The following is a 291-nucleotide window of genomic DNA, read 5'->3' on the forward strand; positions in this document are numbered from 1 at the left end:
ATCCTGGCGTTGACAAGAAGGATCACGACAGTGGCAAACAAATCCGTGTTTGCGACGTTTGCAGGAAAGCTGCTCCCGCCGGCTGATGCCAGGAACCATGAGGGCGCCCAGGCCTACCGCCTGTCGCCCGAGCAGGCCCTGGCTCAGCTGGCGGCGACGGGAACGTTCAACGCCACGTTCTACGCCGAGCCGCGCGAGCAGCTCGACGAGGTGCTGAAGCTCGCCTGGCAGGTCGAGCCGGCCTTTCTGGCGAAGACCGCCGTCCATGCTTTCGAGCAGGGCTACATGAAG

Annotated in this window: 1 pseudogene; it reads left to right on the forward strand. The window is 63.9% G+C overall.

From position 1 onward, the window contains the following. Nucleotides 1–30: 30 nt before the first annotated feature. Nucleotides 31–291: pseudogene (locus tag EN852_RS39545) on the forward strand (RNA-binding protein); the annotation flags it as partial.

The organism is Mesorhizobium sp. M2E.F.Ca.ET.209.01.1.1, from assembly GCF_004010375.2.
Taxonomy (GTDB): Bacteria; Pseudomonadota; Alphaproteobacteria; order Rhizobiales; family Rhizobiaceae; genus Mesorhizobium.